Origin of the sequence: Agrobacterium sp. ST15.16.055, assembly GCF_027956555.1 — a bacterium.
Lineage (GTDB): Bacteria > Pseudomonadota > Alphaproteobacteria > Rhizobiales > Rhizobiaceae > Agrobacterium > Agrobacterium salinitolerans.
Genome location: NZ_JAQKGN010000001.1, coordinates 243995 through 264604, shown reverse-complemented (window position 1 = coordinate 264604; position 20610 = coordinate 243995). Strand labels below are relative to the sequence as shown.

Here is a 20610-nt window from a genome sequence, read left to right as displayed (position 1 = left end):
TCCTTTGGGGCGCGCAGCAGGAGCGTCGTCTTCTGCATTGTTATAAAGACGTTTAACGAAGAGATTTTTTTCACAAGGTGGGACAATCGGGACTATTTACTTCATTTCTCTGGTGATCGCGGCAATGCTGCCCTTGATCAGACGGTGTGCGCTGGCCACGGATACGCCAAGGTGACGCGCAATCTCCTCCATATTGTAACCACCGAATCTGTGCATTTCCAACGCCACTCTTGCCTGAACCGGCAGGCCGGCCAAAACAGTCCGCATCTGGCGGACTTCATCGCAGAAAAGGGCGTGTTCCTCCGGCGTGCCATTGTCCTGCGGCACACCCCAGAACGGCGTATCGTCCGGCCGTTCGCGAATGTCCTGGCGGCTGCGCCGGCGATTGTCGAGGGCAAGATTGCGAACGATACGAAAGAGATAGGATTTGAGATTGGCGGGATTGCCGGAGGCCTCGGGAACGAATTTCAGGAACGCTTCCTGAACCACGTCCTCCGCATCCGCCCGCGACCCCAGTATGACGGTGGCGTATTTGATCAGGTCGATCCTATGCGCGACGTAAGCGTTATAACGCTTGTCATCTTCCCGTATGCCCATGTCTCAACCGAGAGAAATTTGAGGGGATCGACGAAACCTGCCGTCCGCCGAGTGGCCGCGCAGTTTTGCCGTTCAAAGCTCTAGCATTCAAACCATGGCTCGAACAGATATTTCATGACTATTATCATCAAGAATTTGTGCAGGCCGAATCGAGCGGACCCGGCAGCAAGGGCGGCCGGGCTTTGACCTGTCAGATGGCCCCGTCGACGATAACCATCGGCCTACCCTGCGAGCAGGGCTCGATACGCGCATCGATGCGATAGATATCGCGCAGCATCTCCGGGGTTATAACCGCCTCCGTGCTGCCGCTCACCACCATTTCACCGCGCGCGATCACCATCGTATTTTCGCAATAACGAAGTGCATGGTTGAGGTCATGCAGGGCGATCAGCACGATCATGCCGGTCTTCTGCGCCAGATCGGTGACGAAACCCAGGACCTCGATCTGCCGGTGAAGATCGAGCGCAGAGGTCGGCTCGTCCATCAGCAGCACTTCCGGCTTGCGCGCCAGCGCCTGCGCCAGCGACACAAGCTGCCGCTGGCCCCCGGACAATTCGCCAAGCCCGCGGAAGGCCAGATCGTGGATTTTCAGCGCCTTGAGAATGGCGTCGATCTCGAACAGCTCATCGTCGTGAACCCGCCAGCCGCCGCCCTGCTTGGCGGAAAGAAGTATGGATTCATAGACCGTCAGCACGGCGTTGGCGCCGGTATCCTGCGGCATATAGCAGATGGCGCGGTTGCCGCGCGCCGTGTCCGACAGTTCGACCAGACCCGGACCGGAAATCAGGCTGGCGATGCGCTTGAACAGCGTGGACTTGCCGGCCGCATTCGGGCCGATCACGACCGTAACACTGCCGCTTTGCAGCGTATCGATGCCAACCTTGGAGAGTACCGTGATGCGCCCATAGGCGGCGCCGACATCTTTCAGTGCGAGCGCTACCATGCGCGTCTCCTGTTACCGAAAATGAGCGCGAAGAAGAATGGAACGCCGACAAGCGCCGTGATGACGCCGATCGGCAGGATCGCGCCGGGAATGAGGATTTTACTGATGACCGAGGTAGCCGACAGAAGCAGAGCCCCGCAGATGATAGAACCGGGCAGGAAGAAGCGTTGGTCCTCACCGACAACCATACGGGCGATATGCGGACCGACCAGCCCGACGAAGCCGATGGTGCCGACAAAAGAAACAGGAATCGCCGCCAGAAGACTGACCGTCAGCATGGTCGACAACCGCAGACGGCGCACATTGATGCCCATGCTGGCCGCCTTGTCATCGCCGAGCCTCAGCGCCGTCAAGGCCCAGGCATTGCGCATGAACAGCGGCACGGTGACGAGGAGAATGGCGCCGGTGATGTAAACCTTTTCCCAAGTCGCTTTCGTAAGGCTGCCCATTGTCCAAAACACGACGGCAGCGAGCGCCTGTTCGGACGCCAGATATTCGAGCAGGGACAGCGCCGCATTAAAGGTGAAAACCAGCGCGATGCCGAGCAGAACGATGGTTTCCACCGTTACGCCGCGCATCGTTGAGGCGAAATGAATGAAGAGAGCCGCAATCATCGCCATAATGAAGGCGTTGATGGGCACCATATACTGCACGGCTCCCGGAAAGATCGCCACGCCGCCGACAAGCGCCAACGCCGCGCCGAAGCTTGCGGCGGCGGAAATGCCGAGTGTGAAAGGGCTTGCAAGCGGGTTGGACAGAATTGTCTGCATTTGTGCGCCGGCAACAGAAAGCGACGCTCCGACAGTAACCGCCATCAGCGCGATCGGCATGCGAATGTCCCAGATCACCACCCGAAGCTGGTTACCGACCGCCGCCGGGTCGGCAATGGTCGCCAGAACCTCTGATAGCGTGTAGCGGGCCGGGCCGAGCGCCATGTCTGCGGCCAGGCTGAAGCACAGCGCGATAAAAAGTCCGAAAAGGATAATGATCCTGCGCGCGGCAAGAGCGCGATATTGATCGCGCCCACTCATGCCAACTGCGCTTTCATTCAGCGACGTCATTGGTTCAAACCTTTGTCGAGCGAGGCGAAATAGCCCGGCTTGTAGGTGATGGGGAGGAATTTGCGGTGAAACTCCTCAAAATTCCTTTCCGGATCGAGATCGGCGAAGAGATCGGGATGAAACCACTTGGCGAATTGCTGGATCGGGAAGAATTCGTAGGGCGCGCCATAGAACTGGTGCCAGACGGCATGGACATTGCCTTCCTTCACGGCCTTCAACTCCGGAAACGGCGTGCGCTTCATCAGGTTGGCAAGTCTCTCACGGGAGAGAACCATATCTGCACCGCGTCCGACCGGAACGAACTGGTTGATGTCGGATTCGGCTGCCCAGTTGGAGCCGGTGACGATGACCTGGTCGGGATCGGCAATCACGAGCTGTTCGGGATTGAGGTCGCCGAACGTCGTCTTGATGATGCCGTCGGCAATGTTTTGGCCGCCGGCGAGATCGACCATCGCGCCGAAATTGACCGGTCCGAAAGTGCGGCAGCAATTGTTTTCGCCGGAAATGCCGGGGGCGCGTTCAATGAAGACGTTCGGGCGTTTCAGGTCCTTGACGCTGGCGAGCCGGTCGGTCACGCGGGCGATTTCGGCGCGGCGATAGGCGATGAATTCCTTCGCACGCTCTTCGGCGCCGAACAGTTTGCCGAGAATTTCAACCGAGGCTTCGCTGTTCTTTTCAGGATCGATGCGGAAATCGAGATAGATGACCTTGATACCGGCGGCGGCGGCCTTGTCTTCAAAACCGCTTTCCTTCGCGGACTTCTCAGCCTCCAGATTGAGGGTGATCACATCTGGCGAAAGGGTGATGGCGGTTTCGAGGCTGAAATCGCCCTGCGGCACATAGCCGAAACGCGGCAGTTTCTCGATCTGCGGAAAACGCTCGACATAAGCGGCATAGCTGTCGGGATCCTTCTTGAGAAGATCGTCACGCCAGCCGACGATGGTATCGAAGGTCTTGTCGCCCTTGAGCGCAGCGATCACATGCACCTGGCGGGCCTCACCGACGATGATGCGCTTGGCTGGCAGGTCCAGCTCGACCTTGCGCCCGGCGACGTCGGTAATCTCCCCGGCATGTGCCGTCATGGCGAGAAGGGAAAATGCCAGCACCGCAAGATGCCTGAGAGCGTTGAGCCGCATGAGAAATCCTCACTGAGTTCCTAAGCAGAACGATGAAGCCGCAGCGCTGCGGCTTCATCCATCGATCGGACGGCGCTCCCCTTCACCGTCCCTGAATTACTTCCCGTCCTTCAGCGACACGAAGTAGCCGGGCTTGTAGTCAAGCGGCAGGAAGCGCGCATGCAGCTCCTTGAAGGTGGCCTCGGGGTCGAGGTCCTTGAAGAGATCCGGATGCAGCCATTTGGCAATTTCCTGAATGGCCACGAACTGATAGGGATTGTTGTAGAACTGATGCCAGATGGCGTGGACATTGCCGTCCTTCACCGCCTGCACGCCGGTGAAAGCCGGACGCTTGGTCAGGTTTTCAAGCTTGCGATGGGCTTCCTTCAGATCCGCGCCATAACCGACGCCGACCCAGTTGCCGCCCGGAACATAACCGTTCCAGTTGCCGCCGGTGATGATGATCTGTTCTGGATTGGAGGCGATGATCTGTTCCGGGTTGACGGTGCCGAAGGTGCCGGGAATGATGTCCTTGGCCATGTTGATGCCGCCGGCAAGCTCCACCATCTTGCCGAAATTCTCGTTGCCGAAAGACATGCAGCAATCGTCGGAGTACCCCCCGGCGCGCTCCATGAACACAACGGGCTTCTTCGGATTGGCCTTTTCCAGCGTATCTGTGACCTTGGCGATGGAGTCGGCGCGGAACTTGATGAAGTCCTCGGCGATCTTTTCCTTGCCCGTCAGCTGGCCCATGAGGCGCATGCTCGGCTCGGTATTTTCCATCGGCTTTTCGCGGAAGTCGACGTAGACCAGCGGAATGCCGACCTTGGCGAGCTTCTCGATATAGCCCGCTTCTTCGGTCGCCGTCTTGGCGTCGATGTTCATCAGGATCACGTCAGGCTTCAGTGCGACAGCCTGTTCTATGTCGAAGGTGCCGTCTTTCATGCCGCCGAAAGTCGGCAGCTTGGCAATCTCGGGATATTTCGCGAGATAGGCTGCATAGGTTTCCGGGTCGGCTTTCGCCAGGTCGTCGCGCCAGCCAACGACGTGCTGGAAAGGATTTTCCTTGTCGAGCGCAGCCAGGAAATAGATCTGACGGCCTTCGCCGAGGATCACATGCGAAACGGGCACATTGACTTCGACATCGCGGCCCGTCACATCCTTGACGGTGACCTTTTCGGCGAAAGCCGGCCATGCGGCGGATACGAGAAGGCCAAGGGCAAGTGCCGCGGATTTGGCTGAAATGCGCATCGGATATTGCTCTCCAGTGTTGACTGGCGCGGCTGTATTATTTTCTGACTGTACTAGTCAACATTTATGTTTTAGAGCCATTCTTAACTGACCGGTATATGAGTTTAAGGCCGATGATCGATACTACCCAATATGGCAAGAACGACAGTCTGAGAGACGAAATCAAATCCTATTGGTCCGGCCGCGCCGCGACTTTCGACCTTTCCCCCGGACATGAAATTTTCTCCCAAGACGAGCGCGAGGCCTGGCACGCGCTTATCTTGAAACATCTCGGCCACGGAGAGGGCCGCAAGGCGCTCGATCTTGCCAGCGGCACCGGCGTCATCTCGCACCTGATGGACGATCTCGGTTTTCAGGTCACCGGTATGGACTGGTCGGAGACGATGCTGGGGCTTGCCCGGGAAAAGGCAAAAAGCCGTGGGCGCAGCATCCGCTTTTTTGTCGGCGATGCCGAAAATACGATGGAGCCGGATGAAAGCGCCGACGTCATCATCACCCGCCATCTGGTCTGGACGCTGGTGGACCCGCAGGCAAGCTTTGCCGAATGGTTCCGTGTTCTGAAACCTGGCGGGCGGCTTCTGATCGTCGACGGCGATTTCGTGAATACCGGCTGGCGCGAAAAGCTGGTGAAGAAACTGGCCACCGGCCTGGAGAGCATCGGCCTCGTCAAACCGGACCAGCCGCACAAGCCGGCGGACCCGGAAAATACCTTCAACAGCATTCTTTCCCGCGTTTATTTTTCGAAGGGCGCAAGGGCCGGCGATGTCGCGGCACTGTTGCGTGCGGCTGGCTTCGAACCTGTCGCAATCGATCAGGAGCTTCAAGCCATTCACCGCGCCCAGGCGAAAAACTTCAGCCTGCTGAAAGGCATTCTGCGCGGGCTGCAGCACCGTTATGCGGTCTGCGCGGTGAAGCCGGGTGTTTCCGTAAAGGGGTGAGGCGGTATCCCTTTATTTTTCCGCCTGCTCGAAGAGGTCCTCGAACCTTGGCTTTGCCCGGACGGGCACGTCCACAGTCCGGTAGCTCTGCGGCAGGGTGGCCTCGCCGACCTTGATCAGCATGACCATGCCCATGCCATAATGCGGCGAGCATTTGATGCCGTAAAAGCCCGGTTTTTCAAAGCCGGTCTCAAATTCGTCATTGATCCGGCTCTTGAAACCCTCGACACCTTCTGGAACCATGCCGTCAATGGTCGCGGCATTGTGGCTCTTGTGGGTCGGCACGAAGCGCACGCGGTCACCGGGGGCGATCTCGAGAAAATCGGGCTCGAACACCATCGGGCCTTTTTCGCCCCTGTTCATCATCTTCACCTCGAAGGTCTCGGCCAAAGCGTGAAGGGGAAACCCTGCGGCCGAAACGGCAATTGCGGCAGCGGCACAAAACCGTCTGGCCTTTGCAGCAGAGCTTGCGAACGTAATGACTGTCATCATCGTGCCAATACTTTCCTTGGATGCTCGGCCCGCCCATGGGCCGGCAAAAAACGAATATGGGAAAAGCCCCCCTCATCCGTGGTGACCACGCACTCCACCCCGAAGACGGCGGCTATTGTCGCCGGTGTCAGCACCTCGCGCGGCGGACCGACCGCGATCATCTCGCCCCGGTGCATGATGGCGACGCGGTCACAGAACATGGCGGCGTGATTGAGGTCGTGCAGCGCCGCCACAACGGTCAGGCCCTGTCGGCGCACCAGATCGAGCAGGCCGATCTGGTGACCTATGTCGAGATGGTTGGTCGGCTCGTCCAGAAGCAGGATATGCGGCTCCTGCGTCAACGCGCGGGCGATATGCAGGCGCTGCCGTTCGCCGCCGGAAAGATGGTGCCAGCTGCGCTTCGCCTTATCAGCCATATCCACATTGGCGAGTGCTGCGTCAACGATGGCGTCATCCTGCTGCGACCAGGCGGAAAGCGGCCCGAGGTAGGGCGTGCGCCCAAGCTCCACGGCCTGTCGTGCGGTGATGCGTTCGGTGGTTTCAGCCTGCTGCTCAACGAAGGCGAGCCGGCGGGCAAGGTCTCGCCGTCCCAGCGAGGCAAGCGGTTCATCTCCGAGCGTAACGTGACCCCGGCGCGGCTTGCGAATGCCTGCCAGCATGGAGAGCAGCGTGCTTTTGCCGGAACCGTTCGGTCCGATGACACCGAGAAACTCACTGGAACCGACATCGAGTGAAACGCCGCGCACGATGTCGATATTGCCGGCGTGGAAATGCAGGTCGTGGGCGGACAGTTTCATGAACGCCTCCTCTTCTGCCCGAGGATGAAGGCAAAGGCGGGCGCGCCGACGAGCGCGGTGATGACGCCGATGGGCAGCACCTGGCCCGGAATGACGATGCGAGAGAGAATATCCGCGACGATCATGAAAACCGCGCCGGTCAGCGCCGTCACCGGCAGCAAGATACCATGGCGAACGCCGACGAAGATGCGCGCAGCATGCGGAATGACGAGGCCCACGAAGCCGATGGAGCCGACCAGCGACACCATCGCAGCCGTCATGATCGCCGAAACCGAGATCAGCACGGTATAGACCCAGCGCACCGGAATGCCGAGCGAGGCTGCGGCCTGACCGCCGAAGGCGAAGGCATCGAGCGCCCGCGCGTACCAGAGACAAACGATAAGGCCCGCAAGGCTGACCGGTAGCGCCAGCCAGACATCCGGCCAGCGCACGCCGGAAAGATTGCCGAGCAGCCAGAACATGATACCGCGCGCCTGTTCGGCATTGGCGGATTTGGTGACGATGAAGGAGGTCATGGCGTTGAACAGCTGCGAACCGGCAACGCCCGCCAGAATGATGGCGCTGTTGCCATGCCCCGCCCGCACGGCCAGAAGGCTGACCAGCGAAAAAGCGACAAAAGCGCCGATGAGTGCGCCCGCCGGCATCGTCAGAAAGCCCGCGCCGAAGCCCAGAAGCGCCACGGCGACGGCACCGGTGGAGGCACCGGCAGAAATTCCGAGAATATAGGGATCGGCAAGCGGATTGCGTAAAAGAGATTGCAGCACTGCCCCGGCGAGCGCCAGCGACGCCCCGCAGCAGGCAGCAACAACGGCGCGGCTGAGGCGGTAACTCCAGACGATGCCTTCATCCAGCGGTTCAAGCGGATAACCCGCATGGAAAACGCGGTTGGCAATCGTCTTTGCTACAACATCCAAAGGGATGGCAGTCTCGCCGATGGCCGCCCCGGCCATCAGCGCGACGAGCAGCAGGGCGAGCGCGGCAAATGCCAGCCCCGCCCTACCAAGATGCGTGGTGAGACGGTTCACTTGGCGAGGCCAGCGGCCGAAATCGCCTCGGCCAGCGTTTCAATACCTTCGATGGTTCGAATGGTCGGGTTCATCGCCTGCGCATCCATCTCGAACACATGACCTTCCTTGACGGCGGGCATGATGCTGGCCACGGGATCGGTGGCGAGGAACTTCAACTTGACGGCGATGTCGTCGGCGGGGAAACGGCGGCGATCCATCTTGCCGGCGACGATGATCGACGGATTGGATTTGGCGATGGTTTCCCAGCCGACGGTCGGCCATTCTTCATCGCTTTCGATGACGTTCTTTAACCCCAGCGCGGACATGATGTAGCCGGGAGCGCCATTGCGACCTGCGACATAGGGATCGATATCCAGCTCGGCGCTCGAGAACCAGAAGACGGCGGAAAGCTTGCCATTGGCTGAGGCGATCTTGGCGCGGGCGGCTTCTTCACGCTTCTTCAGGTCGGCAACGACCTCTTCACCTCGGTCCTGCACGTCGAAGATTTTGGCGAGGTCGCGGACTTCCTGATAGATCAACTCCATGGTGAAGCCGGTGTTGCGCACACCATCACCGCCGCCGGAATTGTCCTTGCCGACGCAATCGGCAGGCGAGGTATAGACGGGAATACCGAGTTCGGCGAATTGCGCCGGCGTTCCGACAACACCCTCGGGACCGATCTGCCACTGGAACTGCGTCGTGACAAGGTCCGGCTTCTTGCCGACGACCGCCTCGAAGCTCGGATCATTATCGGCCAGTCGCTCGACCTTGGCATTGGCCTCCTCGTAGCCCTTCAGAACCGGACCGATCCACAGCGCCGTGCCGACGACCTTGTCCGCAACGCCAAGCAGGTAAAGAACCTCTGTCGTGCTCTGGCCAACGGAAACGGTGCGGGCGGGCGCCTGCTTGAAGGTGATCTCCTGACCGCAGCTGTTGATTGTCAGGGGATAGGTGGTTTCGGCAGCATTGGCGCCGACCACAGGCAAAACCGAAAGCACGGTGGCCAGAAAGCCGGCGTGAACCGGCAGGCGTCTAGAATGAAACATGTGTTCTCCAGTCGAAAGTAAAACTTATTCCAGAGCAGCAGGCGTCAGAACGCGCAGCAACAGCGGGACGTCTTGTACGGAGAACGGTAATAGGACGCAAACGAAATGTTATGAAATAACATTACAAAATCCTCCTCCGGGCTTCCCCGCCCGTAACGATGGTTCATATTTTGACGGCAGGTCTCCTGGCTCACGGATTTGCGTCTCTCATCTGCCTTCCCGCATTCCGAAAAATACAGTGGCATGACGCCTTGAAGCGTCACGGGGATGAACGACAATCCGCTTACAGTTGCGGGGGCAGCCACGGCATTGGGCGAAAAAGATCGCCCGCACCATGTTCCCTATTAATCCCTTCGCCTTTCGGCTGCAGGAACCGTCGCTTTCTCACATAAGGGGCAAGAAGCGGGGCGTCAATTGCGATAGTGCCGCAGCTCAGCACAAAGACGAGCCTGCCAGGGCGAAAATCATTGCGGAACCGCAGCCTGCCGGTTGCGGCGCGCCTTTCGACATGGTGGTGAGCGTTTCGATCACCACCAGCCCGGATTGCGCCAGGAAGTCGGTCAGAAGACCGCTGTCACGCACGGCATCAAGACGGACAAGCTGACCGCCCAAATCGGAAAAATGCCGCCTGACCAGCGCGATGGCCGCCGTCTCGTCGCCCGCAACGACCGGGCCGACAATATGGCCCCGCCCCGCTGCGCGTCGCAATGCAAATGCCTCAAGACGATCCGCCTCAAACAGGCCATAACCCGTGTCTTCCCGCAGGAGACGCTGCAGGACGCGCCGGCGCGAGACACCGAAAGCCGTCTCATCCAGATCCGCAACAGCGGACAAATGGTCCTCCGTAAGTGGCTCGATCCTCTGTTTTCTTCCGAGCGCCGGCATCTCGGCAAGGCAGCGCGCCTTGCCCCGAAGGAGATGTACTTTTTCCGTCTCTCCGGCAAAACCCAGCCCGGCAAACAACCGCCTCGACTCGTCCGTGGCGTTGAGCCTCAGGGATATGGCAGGGAATTTCGCCAGAAGCAGCCGCACCAGCCATGGTGCCACGCCCTGCCCCTGAAGGCGCGGCGAAACGATGACCATGCCGAGCGTCGAAAAACCCTCATCATAGCGAAACAACATCGCAGTTGCGAAAACGCGGTCGATTTCGTCAAGCGCGGCAAGACCGACGCCACATTGACGCAGGAAACACCATTCATTCGCGTGATATCGCCATCCGACAGCCATGGAGAGGGCGTGCAGATGATCGGCCTCCACATCGGCGATATCCACGGTTCGCAACTCGAAACTATCGACCTTGAGCAGCTCCATGACAAACGGCTCTCATTTCCTCCGGCGCGGAACCTTGATCCCGGCAACCCAGCCCACGACATCCGAAGATAACCAGCCTTGCCGGCAGGATTTTTCCGAAAGCGCTGGAAGGACACAACAATCTACTGAAATCACCCCTATTTCAGCAGATAAACGCCGCAGGCCGCTCTAAGCTTTTCGGCGTTGAAGCGACGGAGACAGCCATGAACGCAATCGACATTCTGGAGCGTCTTGTCGGCTTCCCATCGGTCGTCGGAACCGCCAATGGCGATATCGCCGGATGGATCGCCGATTATCTGGAAAGCCACGGCGCGAAAGTATCGCTGCTTGCCGGCCCGGAGGGCGACCGCGCCAATCTCTTCGCGAGCTTCGGCCCGGCTGATGTCGCCGGATACATCCTATCCGGCCATATGGATGTGGTGCCTGCCGGTGAGCCGGAATGGTCCTCCGATCCCTTCACGCTGAGAGCCGAAGGCGAGCGTCTTTACGGGCGCGGAACCACGGACATGAAAGGTTTTCTTGCCACGGTTCTCGCCGCTGCACCGGCATTTTCGCGCATGGCGTTGAAGCGGCCCGTGCATATTGCCTTTTCCTATGACGAGGAGGCGGGCTGTCGCGGCGTGCCGCACATGATCGCCCGATTGCCGGAACTATGCGCAAAACCGGCGGGCGCGATCATCGGCGAACCGAGCAATCTGCGCGCCGTGCGCGCCCACAAGGGCAAGGCCGCTGCTCGCATCACCATTCGCGGCCGCTCCGGCCATTCCTCACGGCCGGATCAGGGCGTGAACGCCATTCATCTGATGACCGGCATCATGGCAAAGGCGGTCGAGACCGCACGGGCTCTCACGGAGGGGCCCTTCGAAGCGACGTTCGAGCCGCCCTATTCCTCCCTGCAGATCGGCACGGTGAAAGGCGGACAGGCGATCAATATCATCCCCGATCTCTGCGCCATCGAACTGGAAGCGCGGGCAATTGCCGGGGTATCGCCGGTGGCTCTGCTCCAGCCGGTGCGCGACGGCGTCGAAGCGCTTGCCGCCGAGGGCATCGACATTGAATGGACGCCGATGAGCGATTATCCGGCGCTGTCCCTTGCCGCCAATGCACCGCTCGTGAAGCTTCTGGAAGAATTGACCGACGCGCCATGCATCGCCGCCGTCAGCTACGGCACGGAGGCCGGGCTTTTTCAGGCAACTGGCATCGACGCTATCATCTGCGGCCCGGGCGATATCGGCCGCGCCCACAAGCCGAACGAATTCATAACGGTCGGTGAACTGTCGGCTTGCCAGTCAATGCTGGAAACACTGGCGAACCGCTGCACGGTTTAAACCTTCGGAACCACGGATTTCAGATGACTTTCTTCTTCAATTCCGACGCGAAGCGCGGCGAGATTTTCCGGCAGGCTCTGGCCCGCGACCTGCCGGAACTGCCTTTTTCGATGGATGCAGCCAGCGTTGATCCGGATGCGGTTCGATACCTCATCACCTGGACTGTACCTGATGATATCGGCCGCTACCGCAATCTCGAAATCCTGTTTTCCATCGGTGCTGGCGTCGATCAGTTCCACATCGAAGCCGTCCCTGCGCATGTAAAAGTCGTGCGCATGGTGGATGACGGCATCATCCGCATGATGCAAGAATATGTGAGCCTCGGTGTGCTGGCGCTTCACCGCAACCTGCCGGTTTATTTGAAGCAGCAGCGCCAGCAACTCTGGAAGGCCCTGCCGCAGCGTCAGGCGGAAGAGTGCCGGGTGGGCGTTCTCGGCCTCGGCATGCTGGGCGTTGCGGCGCTGGAACAGCTGAAACCCTTCGGATTTCCGCTTTCTGGCTGGAGCCGCTCACCGCGCGAGATCGACGGCGTGACCTGCCATCATGGGGAAACCGGATTGGCCACCATCCTCTCGACAAGCGATATTCTCGTTTGCTTGCTACCGCTGACCGAAGAGACCACCGGGCTTTTGAACGGCGAACGTCTGGCGATGCTGCCCGAGGGCGCGGGGCTGGTTCATGCCGGGCGCGGCAAACAGCTCGACCACGACGCCCTTATCGATGCGCTGGATCGGGGCTTGCTTTCGGGCGCGATGATTGACGTCACCGATCCGGAACCGCTTCCGGAAAACCATGCCTTCTGGACCCATCCGAAAATTCTCCTGACGCCGCATATCGCCAGCGTCACCCAGCCGCATTCGGCAGCGCGCACCGTTGTCGAGAACATCAAACGATACCAGTCCGGTCTCGAGCCGCTCGGCCTCGTTGATCGTAACCGCGGATACTAACCCACACCGTTCCAGGAAAGGACACCCATGCCGCTTCTCAAGACAATAGACACCAATCCCGCCTTCGAACCCAAGGCCTCCAAGGCCCTGCCTGAACGCCTCATCGCCGGCGACCCGGCCTTCAAGACCTGGGCGCTGGACGAAGCCCGCAACGGCACCGTCCACACCGGCATCTGGGAAGCCACCCCGGGCGAAACCCGATCCATCAAGGGCGAGACCTTCGAATTCTGCCATATTCTCGAAGGCGTCATCGAAATCACGCCGGAGGGCGGCGCGCCGCTGCGTTATACGGCGGGCGACAGCTTCGTCATGAAGCCGGGTTTCGTCGGCGTGTGGAAGACCATCGAGACCGTGCGCAAGATTTACGTCACCGTGAACGGATGAGCTGAGATCCTGCATTCCGGCATCGCCCGTGAGGGTTTGTGCCGGGAAAATGCCGGCGGACATACGCACCGAAGATTGCGCTGTCCGCCGGCGGCAAAACAGGATTTTCGTTCACCGCCCCCGCCAGAGTCGGCCGATGCTGCTTGCCATCAGGGGCTAGGTTTGAGGCATGTCCACAGAGGGTTTCCCATGACGCTCAGCTTCGATCCAGACAGCCTGTCCTTGCCGATCGGCCATTTCATCGGCGGCCGGCTGATCCCGGCTCAAAACGGCATCGACATGCATCGCCCGTCGGACGGCGTCGAATATGGCGGCTGCCCCAGGGCGGATGCCGCGCTGGTCGATGAAGCGGTGCAGACCGCCAAGGCCGCGCTGAAAAGCAGCAACTGGGGTGGCGTGCGCCCGCGCGAACGCACGAAGGTTCTGCAGCGCTGGGCCGACCTGATCGAGCAAGAAGCTGAGACGCTGGCAAAGATCGAAGCCTTGTCCTCCACGCGGCCGGTGGGCCAACTGATTGCCGGGGACATTGCCGTGACCGCCGAGCAGATCCGCTTCTTTGCCGAATTTGCCGACAAGGAAGGCGGCGATCTCGTGCCGACCGACGATACGAGCCTCGGCATGATCATGACCGAACCCTATGGCGTGGTCGGCGCGATTACCCCTTGGAATTTCCCCGTCTCCATGGCGGGCTGGAAACTCGGCCCGGCGCTCGCGGCCGGCAATGCCGTGGTGCTGAAACCATCGGAAATGACGCCTTTCTCCAGCATTTTCATGGCTGAACTGGCCATCAAGGCCGGCCTGCCCGCCGGCCTCATCAACATCGTACTCGGCGACGGGCCCGTGACGGGCAACGCCATCACCGGCCATCCCGAGATTTCCAAGGTCAGCTTCACCGGCTCGACCGCCGCCGGTGCCGCCATCATGGCCAATGTCGCCCGCACCGGCATCAAGCCCATGACGCTGGAACTCGGCGGCAAAAGCCCGCAGCTGGTCTTTGCCGATGCCGATATTGAAAAGGCGGCAGCAGCGATCGCCGGCAATATTCTTTCCAATGCGGGACAGGCCTGTGTCGCCGGCTCGCGCATCATCGTTGAGGAAAGTGCGGCCGACGCCCTTTGCGCCGCGATCATCGCCCGCATGAAAACGGTGAGGCCCGGCCCGACCTGGGATGAGACGACGCAATATTCCCCGATCATCTCCGAGGTGCAGCGCAAGCGCATCAATGGCATCGTGCAGGCGGCGGTCGCCCATGGCGGCGAATGCCTGACGGGTGGCGCAGTGATGGATGGCCCCGGCTATTTCTATCAGCCGACGCTGATCGCCAATGTCGACCAGACCTCCCCTGCCGTCACCGAGGAAATCTTCGGGCCGGTGCTGACACTACAGACCTTCCGCACGGAAGAAGAGGCTCTGGCGCTTGCCGATCATCCGACCTACGGTCTGGCGGCGGGTCTTTTCAGCCGAGACGTCTCGCGTGTCCTGCGATTGTCTCGCGCCATCCAGGCCGGAACGATCTGGGTTAATCGCTACGGGCGTTCGCGCGATCACATCTTGCCGACCGGTGGCTACAAACGCTCCGGCATCGGCAAGGATCTCGGTCGGGAAGCCTATCTCGCCAACCGCAAGAGCAAAAGCGTCCTTATCGGACTGTAACAGGGGAATTCTCTTGAAAACGCATCGCATCGCACTCATTCCCGGGGACGGCATCGGCCAAAGCGTGACGGACGCGGCGTGGCAGGTCCTCAATGCCGTCGCCAAAACCTCCGGTTTTGCGCTCGAAGGAACCGAATTCCCCTGGTCCTGCGCCTTCTACAAGGAAACCGGGGCGATGATGCCGAAGGACGGCATCGAAACGCTGCGCGGCTTCGACGCCATCATGCTCGGCGCGGTCGGCTGGCCGGCGGAAGTGCCTGACTCGGTGTCGCTGCACGGTCTACTGCTGCCGATCCGCAAGGCTTTCGTGCAATATGCCAATATCCGCCCGCACCGGTTGCTGCCCGGCGTGCAAGGGCCCTTGAAGGCGGACGGCTTCGATATTCTCTGCATCCGCGAAAACACGGAAGGCGAATATTCCGGCGCTGGCGGCCGCGTGCATCAGGGCACGGACGACGAGGTGGCTGTCGAAACGTCGATCTTCACCCGCAAGGGCGTGGAGCGCATCCTGCGCTTCGGTTTCGAACAGGCGCAAAAACGTCGCGGCAAGCTCGCATCCATCACCAAGTCCAATGCCCAGAAATATTCGATGGTGTTCTGGGACGAGGTGACCCACAAGCTCGCGGCGGAGTATCCAGATGTCGAGGTCACGAGCTACCACATCGATGCCATGGCGGCGCGCATGGTGATGGCGCCGGAAAGTCTCGATGTCGTGGTCGCCTCCAACCTCTTCGGAGACATTCTGACCGATCTCGGCGCGGCCATTCAGGGCGGTCTGGGTTTTGCCGCCTCCGCCAATATCAATCCCGACCGCAGCGCGCCCTCGATGTTCGAGCCGGTGCACGGTTCCGCCCCTGATATCGCCCATCTCGGCATCGCCAACCCCATTGCCGCCATCTGGTCCGGCGCGATGATGCTGGAGCATCTTGACGAAAAGGATGCGGCAGCAGGGATCATGACGGCGCTGGAAACGGCGACCGCTCGCGGCATCGGTACCGTGCCGGGCAAGGACAAGACGGACACCATCACAGCCGCGGTTCTCGCGGCACTCGCCTGATTTCGGAGACTTATGATGCAGGGCTTGAAGGACAAGGAACTCTTTCGCCAGACGGGCTTGATCGGTGGCGCATGGAAGGCGGCAGCATCGGGCAAGGTGGTGGATGTCATCGATCCGGCGACACAGGCGGTTATCGGCACCGTGCCTGATATGGGCGGCGCGGAAACCCGCGCGGCAATCGAGGCTGCCAACGCGGCCTTCGGTCCATGGAAGAAAAAGACCCATGCGGAGCGCGCCGCCCTTCTGGAAAAATGGTTTGCGCTGATGATCGAGAATATCGACGATCTCGGCCTGATCCTGACCACCGAACAGGGAAAACCGCTTGATGAGGCCAAGGGAGAAATCCGCTACGGCGCATCCTTCGTCAAATGGTTTGCCGAAGAGGCCCGGCGCATCGGCGGCGGCACCATCCCCTCACCGACGCCAGACAGACGCATCGTGGTGCTGAAAGAGCCGGTCGGCGTCTGCGGCATCATCACGCCATGGAATTTCCCGAATGCGATGATCACCCGCAAGGTCGCGCCGGCACTCGCCACCGGCTGCACCGTCGTTATCAAGCCTTCGGAATTCACACCCTATTCGGCCTTGGCGCTTGGCGTGCTCGCCGAACGGGCGGGCATCCCCGCAGGCGTCATCAACATCGTCACCGGCATGCCGACTGATATCGGCAATGAAATAATGGCCAACGAGACGGTTCGGAAAATTTCCTTCACCGGTTCCACCCGCGTCGGTTCGCTGTTGATGCGCGGTGCTGCGGAAAGCATCAAACGGCTGTCGCTGGAACTCGGCGGCAATGCGCCTTTCATCGTTTTTGACGATGCCGATCTCGATCTCGCCGTTGAAGGTGCGCTGGTTTCGAAATTCCGCAATGGTGGCCAGACCTGCGTCTGCGCCAACCGGATTATGGTGCAGTCTGGCGTTTATGACGCCTTTGCGAAGAAGCTGGCGGATCGCGTCGACGCCATGCGCGTTGGCCCCGGAACGGAAGCGGGCGTCTCCATTGGACCGATGATCAACCAACAGGCCATCGCGAAAATCCGCGCCCATATCGATGACGCCGTCTCCAAGGGTGCCACGATCATCACCAAGCCGCACAATCTGCCTGATGGTCCGCAATATACAGCGCCCGTGGTGCTGACGGGCGCAACGACGGCGATGCAGCTGGCGAGCGAGGAGACTTTCGGACCGGTCGCTCCGCTCTTCCGCTTCGAGACGGAAGAAGAGGCGCTCGCCATCGCCAATGGAACACCCTTTGGCCTTGCCGCCTATTTTTACACCGAGAACCTCAAGCGCGCCTGGCGCGTGGGTGAGGCGCTGGAATTCGGCATGGTCGGCCTCAATACCGGGTTGATCTCCACCGAGGTCGCCCCCTTCGGCGGCGTCAAGCAATCCGGCCTCGGCCGCGAGGGCGCGCAGATCGGTATCGAGGAATATCTGGAGACCAAGGCCTTTCATATCGGTGGGCTTGCCTGACGCCCACTTGTTTTCTCCCCGCCTAAAGGGTCGCTTTGCGGCCCTTCTTTTTTGCAGACGCAGCAAAAAAGCGGCCCGGAGGCCGCTCTTGAATTATCGAAACGTGTCGAGCATCTTGTAATAATAGCCTACCAGCGGCAGGAACCAGGGCTTTCCGAAGTGCCCCGGCACCGCCGGCCAATCCAGCCCTTTTAGCGGGTTCCTGTCCGGCCGTCCCAGAATGGCGTCAGCCATGATCATACCGAGATGGGTGGAAAGCTGTGCGCCATGGCCGGAATAGCCCATGGCGTACCAGACACCGTCATGAAAACCGGCGCGCGGATAACGGTCCTTGGTCATATCGACCAGTCCGCCCCAGCAATAATCGATCGGCACATGGGCAAGCTGCGGGAAGATGCGATGCAGGCTTTCAGTCAGGATCGCACCGCTCTTGGCGTCGGAACGCTGGTCCGATGTCGCGGAAAAACGGGCGCGGCCGCCGAAAATCAAGCGATTGTCCGGCGCCAGACGGAAATAATTGCCGATATTCATGGTGTTGACGTAGGTTCGGTTGCCCGGAACCGAAGCCTTGATCTCGGCATCCGTCAGCGGCCGCGTGGCGATGATGAAACTGCCGACCGCGATGATGCGGCGGCGGAAATAACCAAAGCCGGAAGGCGTATAGGCACCGGTCGCGACCAGAACATTGTCGGCCGTCACCTTGCCGCGCGGGGTTTCCAGCTCATGGAGCTTGCCGTTCTGAGTATGCTTCGTCACGGCAGCATTTTCGAAGATCACCGCGCCATGCCGGCTGGCGGCTTCGGCAAGACCGGCGACATAACGGCCCATATGCATCATGGCGCTTTTTTTAGAGAGCATCGCGCCGTAGAAAGGCGAGCCGATTTCCGCCTTCAGATCAGCGGCGGACAAAAGCGCCGTATCAGGATCGACCTCGGCGTGAACGGCTTCGAAATTCCGAGCAAGTCCTTCGAAATGCTGTGGTTTCGACGCCATTTTCAGCTTTCCGGCGCGCCGGAAATTGCACTCGATCCCCTCCTCCGCAATCAGCGCCTCCAGCGTATCGATGGAGGAATCGAGCGCCTGGTAGAGCGCGATGGCCCGCTCCTTGCCGAGTTCCACCTTGGCGGAGAGATAGGAATGGGCAAGGCCATTGTTGAGATGGCCACCGTTGCGGCCCGAAGCGCCCCAGCCCACGCGCTGCCCTTCCAGAACGACGACGCGCGCACCGGCTTTCACAAGCTGGCGCGCGGCACCGAGACCCGTGAAGCCGCCACCGATGACGGCCACATCATAATGGCCTTCGACAGGACCTTGCGCCGCCCCCGCAAAGAGGGGCGCCGTGTCGTGCCAATAGGAGACGAGCTTCATGATCAATGTCCTCTCTTACAGTCCGACAACACCAGCAAGGCCGGAAATATCGGCAATTTCCGTGTAACCGTAATAGGGGTTTGCAGGTTCATGGCCACGGTTGACCCAGACCTTGTTCTTGATGCCGAGATCGTGCGCCGACATCAGATCGTAGCGGAAGGAGGACGACACATGCAGGATGTCCTCCGGGCCGCAACCGAGCATGTCGAACATATATTCGAACGCCTTGAAATGCGGTTTGTAGGCCTGTGCCTGTTCGGCAGTATAGACGGCATGGAACGGTGCGCCGAGTTTTGCAACATTCGACATGATCTGTGAGTTCATGGCGTTGGACAGAATGACCAGCGGAATCTCCTTGGCGACCTTTGAAAGACCTGCCGGAACGTCCGCATGCGGCCCCCAGGTCGGAACCCGCTCGTAGACCATTTCCGCATCCTCGTCCTTGAAAGCGACACCATTGCGCTTGCAGGTGCGCGACAGAGCATTGTGAACGACCTCTGCGTAGGGCTTCCAGTCATGCATGACCTCATCCAGACGATAGGCGGAAAAATTCTTGATGAATTCCTCCATCTCCGCTTCTCCCAGACGATCACCGTAGAGATCGCGGGCAGCCTCTGCCATCTGGAAATGAATGAGCGTGCCGTAGCAATCGAAAGTGATGTATTTCGGGCGGAAGATTGTCATCTCGTCGTCATCCTTGCTTGGGGATTGGTGGTGGCTGCAATAATCAGATCATAGATGCCTTTGTCCGATCGGCGCACCGCAATTGCTGTTCGCGGAAGCAGATTGTTGCGTATCCAGCCGCCAGTTTGGCAGAGAGTTGCGCCGGGGCGGGCTGGCAGCTCCCCCTCTCCGGCGCTCCGGGCCGATGCGAACAAGACGCGGCATAAGATGCGGCGGCGGATAAAAGCAACAGCGAAACATATCGAACCTTCCCATTTGTCGGGACAATCTTCTTTCGGCATCGGTCTATCAATGAATAAGCAGAACAAGGGAGTACCGGCATGCAGGCGAGCCTGATCGATATCCAAACGTTTCAACCGGACCACCTCGACGCGGCCGTTGAACTTTCCCGCCAGGCCGGATGGCCGCACCGGAAAGAGGACTGGGCCATGGTCCTTTCCATCAGCAAGGGTTTCGTCGCCGTTGAGAACGGCCGCGTCGTCGGGACCGCAATGGCGAGCCTGCTCGGCGACAGTTGTGCCACGGTGAATATGGTGATCGTCGATGAGGCGATGCGTGGCCGCGGCGTCGGCCGTCAGTTGATGCAGGCGGCGCTGGCAGCAGCAGAAAATCGGGAATGCCGTCTGACGGCGACGTCCGACGGGCTGCCGCTCTACGAAAAAATGGGCTTTGTTGCCTGCGGCCAGGTGCTTCAGTATCAGGGTGTTCCACTCGCCACCGACAAACCGGCTGGCGTTGCATGGGCAGACAGGGTTGAGCCAGCCGAACTTGCAGTGATTGATGCGCAGGCCTTTGGTGCAGATCGAGGCAACCTATTTGTAGAGCTTGCAGAGAGGGCGCGCTTTGCACTCGTGCAGGAGCAAGGCGTCACCAAGGGTTTTGCCGCCCTGCGCGCCTTCGGACGTGGCGAAGTCATCGGCCCCGTCGTGGCGGAAAATGTTGAAATTGCGAAAGATTTGATTGCTTTCGTCATTTCCGAACGAGCCGGTGAATTCCTGCGTTTGGACACCACGGTCGATACGGGTCTTGCCCCCTGGCTTGCCGAACACGGCCTTGCCCATGTGGGCGGCGGCATCGCCATGCGCCGGCCGAAAGCCGACATCTCAGCCGACAAACAATTCAAGACATTCGCATTGACCAGCCAGGCACTCGGCTGAA

General features: G+C 60.2%; 21 protein-coding genes and 1 riboswitch. Of the genes, 8 read left to right on the top strand and 13 right to left on the bottom strand.

Annotation, left to right across the window (positions count from 1 at the left end):
- Positions 1–96 precede the first annotated feature (96 nt).
- From PL599_RS01315 to PL599_RS01295, 5 genes are all read right to left on the bottom strand, one after another.
- Positions 97–597: an RNA polymerase sigma factor gene (locus tag PL599_RS01315; protein WP_142911973.1), complete on the bottom strand. Its 501-nt coding sequence runs from the start codon at positions 595–597 to the stop codon at positions 97–99.
- Between the two features lie 190 nt (positions 598–787).
- On the bottom strand, positions 788–1540 hold the full coding sequence (locus PL599_RS01310) for an ABC transporter ATP-binding protein (RefSeq protein WP_271358776.1): 753 nt from the start codon (positions 1538–1540) through the stop codon (positions 788–790).
- A complete protein-coding gene (locus PL599_RS01305) occupies positions 1534–2601 on the bottom strand; it encodes a FecCD family ABC transporter permease (protein ID WP_173990834.1) in 1068 nt (355 codons plus the stop codon). Before PL599_RS01305 ends, PL599_RS01310 begins: the two co-directional genes overlap by 7 nt.
- Positions 2598–3737: an ABC transporter substrate-binding protein gene (locus PL599_RS01300; protein ID WP_077985078.1), complete on the bottom strand. Its 1140-nt coding sequence runs from the start codon at positions 3735–3737 to the stop codon at positions 2598–2600. The genes PL599_RS01305 and PL599_RS01300 overlap by 4 nt, the downstream gene beginning before the upstream one ends.
- A 96-nt stretch (positions 3738–3833) precedes the next feature.
- On the bottom strand, positions 3834–4967 hold the full coding sequence (locus tag PL599_RS01295; RefSeq protein WP_077985079.1) for an ABC transporter substrate-binding protein: 1134 nt from the start codon (positions 4965–4967) through the stop codon (positions 3834–3836).
- A 113-nt stretch (positions 4968–5080) separates the two neighbouring features.
- Between PL599_RS01295 and PL599_RS01290 the strand changes: the two genes are divergently transcribed.
- Complete coding sequence (locus PL599_RS01290) at positions 5081–5905, top strand: class I SAM-dependent methyltransferase (protein ID WP_077985080.1); 825 nt, start codon at positions 5081–5083, stop codon at positions 5903–5905.
- A gap of 12 nt (positions 5906–5917) precedes the next feature.
- Here the strand turns inward: PL599_RS01290 and PL599_RS01285 are convergent, their stop codons facing one another.
- From PL599_RS01285 to PL599_RS01265, 5 genes are all read right to left on the bottom strand, one after another.
- Positions 5918–6397, bottom strand: a complete 480-nt coding sequence (locus tag PL599_RS01285; protein ID WP_077985081.1) for a pseudoazurin — start codon at positions 6395–6397, stop codon at positions 5918–5920.
- The gene (locus tag PL599_RS01280) at positions 6394–7194 is read right to left on the bottom strand and encodes an ABC transporter ATP-binding protein (protein ID WP_269823534.1); all 801 of its coding nucleotides are present in this window, start codon (positions 7192–7194) and stop codon (positions 6394–6396) included. The genes PL599_RS01285 and PL599_RS01280 overlap by 4 nt, the downstream gene beginning before the upstream one ends.
- Positions 7191–8219: a FecCD family ABC transporter permease gene (locus PL599_RS01275; protein WP_269823533.1), complete on the bottom strand. Its 1029-nt coding sequence runs from the start codon at positions 8217–8219 to the stop codon at positions 7191–7193. Before PL599_RS01275 ends, PL599_RS01280 begins: the two co-directional genes overlap by 4 nt.
- Positions 8216–9247, bottom strand: a complete 1032-nt coding sequence (locus PL599_RS01270; RefSeq protein ID WP_269823532.1) for an ABC transporter substrate-binding protein — start codon at positions 9245–9247, stop codon at positions 8216–8218. Before PL599_RS01270 ends, PL599_RS01275 begins: the two co-directional genes overlap by 4 nt.
- A gap of 158 nt (positions 9248–9405) precedes the next feature.
- Positions 9406–9640, bottom strand: a riboswitch (cobalamin riboswitch).
- 39 nt (positions 9641–9679) lie between these two features.
- Positions 9680–10558 carry a GNAT family N-acetyltransferase gene (locus PL599_RS01265; RefSeq protein ID WP_269823531.1) on the bottom strand — a complete coding sequence of 293 codons (879 nt, stop codon included), beginning with the start codon at positions 10556–10558 and terminating at the stop codon, positions 9680–9682.
- A gap of 203 nt (positions 10559–10761) precedes the next feature.
- Here PL599_RS01265 and argE point away from each other — a divergent pair, with 203 nt between their 5' ends.
- From argE to PL599_RS01235, 6 genes are all read left to right on the top strand, one after another.
- The gene (gene argE / locus PL599_RS01260; RefSeq protein ID WP_269823530.1) at positions 10762–11886 is read left to right on the top strand and encodes an acetylornithine deacetylase; all 1125 of its coding nucleotides are present in this window, start codon (positions 10762–10764) and stop codon (positions 11884–11886) included.
- A gap of 23 nt (positions 11887–11909) precedes the next feature.
- Positions 11910–12833 carry a 2-hydroxyacid dehydrogenase gene (locus PL599_RS01255; RefSeq protein WP_077985087.1) on the top strand — a complete coding sequence of 308 codons (924 nt, stop codon included), beginning with the start codon at positions 11910–11912 and terminating at the stop codon, positions 12831–12833.
- 27 nt (positions 12834–12860) lie between these two features.
- A complete protein-coding gene (locus PL599_RS01250; RefSeq protein WP_137411552.1) occupies positions 12861–13217 on the top strand; it encodes a cupin domain-containing protein in 357 nt (118 codons plus the stop codon).
- A 189-nt stretch (positions 13218–13406) separates the two neighbouring features.
- Entirely contained in the window at positions 13407–14870 is a 1464-nt protein-coding gene (locus tag PL599_RS01245; protein WP_269823529.1) for an aldehyde dehydrogenase family protein, read from the top strand.
- A gap of 13 nt (positions 14871–14883) precedes the next feature.
- Positions 14884–15927: a tartrate dehydrogenase gene (locus tag PL599_RS01240; RefSeq protein WP_269823528.1), complete on the top strand. Its 1044-nt coding sequence runs from the start codon at positions 14884–14886 to the stop codon at positions 15925–15927.
- Between the two features lie 15 nt (positions 15928–15942).
- A complete protein-coding gene (locus PL599_RS01235; RefSeq protein ID WP_269823527.1) occupies positions 15943–17400 on the top strand; it encodes an NAD-dependent succinate-semialdehyde dehydrogenase in 1458 nt (485 codons plus the stop codon).
- Between the two features lie 93 nt (positions 17401–17493).
- Here the strand turns inward: PL599_RS01235 and PL599_RS01230 are convergent, their stop codons facing one another.
- Genes PL599_RS01230 through PL599_RS01220 form a run of 3 tightly spaced genes read right to left on the bottom strand, consistent with a single transcriptional unit; the run spans position 17494 to position 19808 of the window.
- Positions 17494–18768: an NAD(P)/FAD-dependent oxidoreductase gene (locus PL599_RS01230; protein WP_269823526.1), complete on the bottom strand. Its 1275-nt coding sequence runs from the start codon at positions 18766–18768 to the stop codon at positions 17494–17496.
- Positions 18769–18783: 15 nt separating this feature from the next.
- A complete protein-coding gene (locus PL599_RS01225) occupies positions 18784–19452 on the bottom strand; it encodes a haloacid dehalogenase type II (RefSeq protein ID WP_269823525.1) in 669 nt (222 codons plus the stop codon).
- The gene (locus PL599_RS01220) at positions 19449–19808 is read right to left on the bottom strand and encodes a hypothetical protein (protein ID WP_269823583.1); all 360 of its coding nucleotides are present in this window, start codon (positions 19806–19808) and stop codon (positions 19449–19451) included. The genes PL599_RS01225 and PL599_RS01220 overlap by 4 nt, the downstream gene beginning before the upstream one ends.
- Between PL599_RS01220 and PL599_RS01215 the strand changes: the two genes are divergently transcribed.
- A complete protein-coding gene (locus tag PL599_RS01215; RefSeq protein ID WP_077985093.1) occupies positions 19773–20609 on the top strand; it encodes a GNAT family N-acetyltransferase in 837 nt (278 codons plus the stop codon). The genes PL599_RS01220 and PL599_RS01215 overlap by 36 nt on opposite strands.
- The last annotated feature ends 1 nt before the right edge of the window (position 20610 follow it).